The following is a 4632-nucleotide window of genomic DNA, read 5'->3' as shown; positions in this document are numbered from 1 at the left end:
CTGCTCCAATGGTTGGCATAAATTGTCCAATAAATATACTTACAAATCCTGTAATAGTTGCTACCAATAAACCTGGTAATATTCCTTTAGAATTTTTAGATTTATTAGATGAGCTTTTTAACTCTTGAGTTGACTGCATCGGTCTACCTCCTTTCACTTTTTAAGTTTGTTGTTCTTACACAACTTATTATATCTCCATAATAATCATTAGTAAAATACATTTATTTAATGATAAGTATTTATTTTTTTTATGATTATGGTTATAATATTTATATACATTTTTATGAAATGGGAGGTAATCTTATTGTTAGAAGAATTAAAAACATTTATTGCTGTAGTAGAGTACAACAATTTCACTAAAGCAGGTGAGCATTTAAATTTGTCTCAACCTACTGTTAGTAATCATATAAAAAACTTAGAAAATTATTTTGAAGTAACTTTAATAAATAGATCTGTTAAGCAAAAAACTATAGTTATAACAGATAGCGGATACACCCTTTACAAAAAAGCAAAAGAAATTATTAATTTATTCGAACTTACAGTTATGGAAGTTAGAAACACCTCTGACTCTATGAAAGGATCTTTAAAGATAGGTGCTACTTTTACTATCGGTGAGTATATTTTACCTAAGTTTTTAGCTATATTTTCTATGAAATACCCTGATATAGATGTAGAAATATTTATAGACAATACTTTATCTGTAAGTTCTCGCTTAAAAGACCTTACTTTAGATATAGGATTAATAGAGGGAATAGCTTTCTCTTCTAATTTTACACAAAAATATTTTTTACAAGATAAAATGGTATTAACTTTACCATATAAATCTTATTTAAATGAAAGCAACTTCTCTTTGAAAAAACTTCAAAATCAAAAATGGATAGTTCGCGAAGAAGGTTCTGGTACTAGGGAATTTACAGATATGTTTTTAAGTAATAATGAAATTATTCCTAAAAATATTATGGTGTTGGCAAGTAATCATGCTATAAAGGAAGCTATAAAAAATAATTTAGGTATAAGTATATTGTCTAATTTAATAGTAAGCGAAAATGATAAAAGTAATGATTTGTCAGTTATTGAGTTGGGGCCTTCTTATATTAGGCATTTTTCATATATTTTACCTAAAAACATTAATTCATCTAAAAGTACTCAAGTTTTCCTTGATGAATGGCTATTATATGTATCTGATAATTATGTCACTGTTGAGTAATATCAAAATCTTGATAAACAACGTCAATTTCACCCAATTAGACAGGTTTAACTTTCAGACGATTGTATCCAATTCATCAACAGGACTGTAAGTAAAAAATATACGTTACTATGACATCTAATTTATGGATATTTTAGTAACGTATAAATTATTATCTTTGTCATATCTGAGACATAAGAATTCTTTAAGTTGACGACAAAAAATATTTCTGCTATCTTTTATTAAGAAGTGCTTTTTAGCATAATATTTGTGATTTTACATAAAAAGGGGGTTTTAATGTTGAATATTTTAGAAAATTTATCAAAATTAAGAGAATTAATGGGTAATAGAAATATTGATGCTTATATTATTCCATCAGCAGATAATCATCAAAGTGAATATGTTGGGGATTATTTTAAATCAAGAGCATTCATTTCAGGATTTACCGGTTCAGCTGGTACTATAGTTGTAACTAAAGACGAAGCTGGTTTATGGACAGATGGAAGATACTTTATTCAAGCTGATAGTCAATTGAGTAATAGTACCATAACCCTTTATAAAATGGGTGAACCTGGTGTTCAAACTATAGAGGAATTCTTAGATTCTAAAATTCCTGAAAATGGAATACTAGGTTTTGATGGGAGAGTTATTGCCTTTCAAGAAGGCCAATCCTATGAACGTATTCTGGCTCACAAAAATGTAACTATTAGTTATAGCGAGGACTTAATTGACCTGATTTGGTCTAATAGACCATTATTATCTGAAAAACCTGCTTTTTTCTTAGAGACTAAATATACTGGTGAAAGCTTTGCATCTAAGTTAAAACGTATAAGAGAAAGAATGTGTAAAGAAAACGTTAACACTCATATAATTACATCTTTAGATGATATATGTTGGTTAACTAACATCAGAGGTGAAGATGTGGCCTTCTCTCCATTAGTTCTTGTATATGCAGTGATTACATTAGAAAATGTACATTTATTCATTGATGAAAACAAGCTTACTTCTGAGATCAAAGTAGAACTCGCAAAGGAAAACGTTACAACTCATCCTTATAACCATATTTATGAGTTTGTGAAAGGATTCAACGATTCAGACACTATATTAATTGACCCAGGAAAAATAAACTACGCAATATGCAATAATATCCCAAGTGCCTCTAGTAAAGTAGAAAGTCCAAATCCTACAATACTATTTAAGGCAATAAAAAACAAAGTTGAGCTTAAAAATATAAGAGAAAGTCATATTAAAGACGGCATAGCTTTCACTAAATTCATGTATTGGTTAAAGCAGAATATTGGTAAAGCTGAAATCTCAGAAATTAGCGCATCAGACAAATTAGAATTATTACGTTCTGAGCAAGAAGGTTTTATAGGACCTAGTTTTGCTCCTATATCTGCATACAAAGATCATGCAGCAATGATGCACTATAGTGCAACCAAAGAAGTTGAATATAAGTTACAACCTGAGCACTTATATCTAACTGACACTGGTGGAAATTACCTTGAGGGAACAACTGATATTACAAGAACGCTTGCTCTTGGACCAATAAGTGAGGAATTAAAAACTCATTTTACTGCAGTTGTTAGAGGAATGATAAATTTATCAATGGCAAAATTCTTATATGGATCTAAAGGCTACAACCTTGATATTCTTGCAAGAAATCCAATTTGGCAACTTGGCATTGATTACAAATGCGGTACTGGTCATGGTGTAGGATATTTATTAAATATTCATGAAGGACCAGCAGGATTCAGATGGCAAGTAGTTCCTTCTAAAAATGAAACTGCTAATCTTGAAGCAGGGATGGTACTTACTAATGAACCAGGTATTTACATAGAAGGTTCTCATGGTATAAGAATTGAAAATGAACTTGAAATTAAATATGCTGAGAAAAATGAATACGGGCAGTTTATGAATTTTGAACCTGTTACTGTTGCTCCTATTGACTTAGATGCAATAGACCCACAACAAATGAACAAAGCTGAGCGTGATTATTTAAACAAATACCATAAGTTTGTCTATGAAAAAGTAGCTCCTTCTCTTTCAGCTGAACAAAAAGAATGGCTTAAAACATATACTAGAGAAATCTAAAAGTTTTACTTAAATTTAAAAAATGAGAGTTGGTACAGTAATACTTCTTACTGTACCAACTCTCTCTATTATTATGTATATTTTTTTAATTCCATTCAGTTCCAATACCTTCTTCTTTAGCTTTTGTATATATAGCTCTAGCAGTCATCAAATCAAGTAATCCTATTCCCACATTTTTATAAACAATAATTTCACTATCATTCTCACGACTAGCTATATTACCAAGTAATACATCTCCAATATCACCAGTAAAGTCTTCTTTCGTTATAATTCCCTCTTCTAATGGTATCAATATATCTCCTGATTCTGATAATACTGCTTCTTCAGAGTCAAAGTATATTTTTGATGCTCTTTTAAGAATTACTGGATCCATTTCTTGCATATGATGTTGATATGAACCAACACAACTTACTATAGCTCCCTCTTTAACTTTAGTTCCATCAAATACAGGTTTATTTGCTGCTGTTACAGTTACAATTATATCTGCATCACATATAGCTTCATCAGACGAGCTAACAGCAACTATTTCAGTTTTATATTCTTTTAACTCCTCTTTCATTCTATTTACAAAAACTTCTCTTCTTTCTTTGTCTAAATCATACACCTTAACAATATCTAAGTCACGAGCAACCATCATAGCTTCCAGTTGAGCTGAAGCTTGACCACCAGCACCTATTAATGCTCCTATTTTTGAATCTTTTATAGCAAATAAATCAATTGCTGCTCCTGAAGATGCTCCCGTACGTAGTTGAGTTACATACGTTCCATCTAGAATAGAGCTTACTATCCCCGTTTTTCCATCTATTAACAATACTTGCGCTGGAGCAGTTGGCAAATTTTCTTTAATATTTTCAGGAAATATATTAACAACTTTTAAACCAGCTACATCTAGATCTTCTACATAAGATGGCATAAATAAAAATACCCCGTTATGATTTGGTGCTTGTATTGTTGTCCTTAATGGAACTTCACTTTTACCCTTTGAAAATAGTTCAAAAGATAGCTTATTTGTTTCGATTGCATCCTTCATTGTAAATACTTTTTTGATATCATCTTTTGATAATAATAGCATTTTATATCCTCCCCAATATTCTTTGTCTACTAGCAAAACACTATATAATTATGTTTTGATTATATCACAAAAGTACTCTAGAAATTCAATTTCTAGAGTACTTTTAAACTAACTTATAATAATATTCCTATTAATACTACTGCTGCTACTACTTGTAATGTACCTACACCTAGTGCATATATTGATGCTTTTTTACCTTGTTTTATTAAATCTTTTATATTAACTCTTAATCCGATACCTGCTAATGCTATTATCTCAAGCTTGTTACTTAATGCTTTAC

General features: G+C 30.2%; 3 protein-coding genes. 2 read left to right on the top strand and 1 reads right to left on the bottom strand.

Annotated features, from left to right (window positions below):
- Window positions 1–304: 304 nt before the first annotated feature.
- On the top strand, window positions 305–1207 hold the full coding sequence (locus ACRC03_RS15570; RefSeq protein ID WP_438653511.1) for a LysR substrate-binding domain-containing protein: 903 nt from the start codon (window positions 305–307) through the stop codon (window positions 1205–1207).
- Between the two features lie 279 nt (window positions 1208–1486).
- Window positions 1487–3280, top strand: a complete 1794-nt coding sequence (locus tag ACRC03_RS15565) for an aminopeptidase P family protein (protein ID WP_438653512.1) — start codon at window positions 1487–1489, stop codon at window positions 3278–3280.
- A gap of 85 nt (window positions 3281–3365) precedes the next feature.
- On the opposite strand, the gene ACRC03_RS15560 is transcribed toward ACRC03_RS15565, so the two are convergent.
- Window positions 3366–4352, bottom strand: a complete 987-nt coding sequence (locus ACRC03_RS15560) for an ornithine cyclodeaminase family protein (RefSeq protein WP_438653510.1) — start codon at window positions 4350–4352, stop codon at window positions 3366–3368.
- Between the last annotated feature and the right edge of the window lie 280 nt (window positions 4353–4632).

The organism is Romboutsia sp. (genome assembly GCF_051659545.1).
Lineage (GTDB): Bacteria > Bacillota > Clostridia > Peptostreptococcales > Peptostreptococcaceae > JBOFOR01.
Note: the sequence above shows the minus strand (reverse complement) of the source record. Positions and strands in the feature narration are given on the sequence as shown.

What these genes read in the sequence shown, in the direction of transcription:
- ACRC03_RS15560 (WP_438653510.1), bottom strand. Translation starts at nt 4,352, where the DNA reads ATGCTATTATTATCAAAAGATGATATCAAAAAAGTATTTACAATGAAG.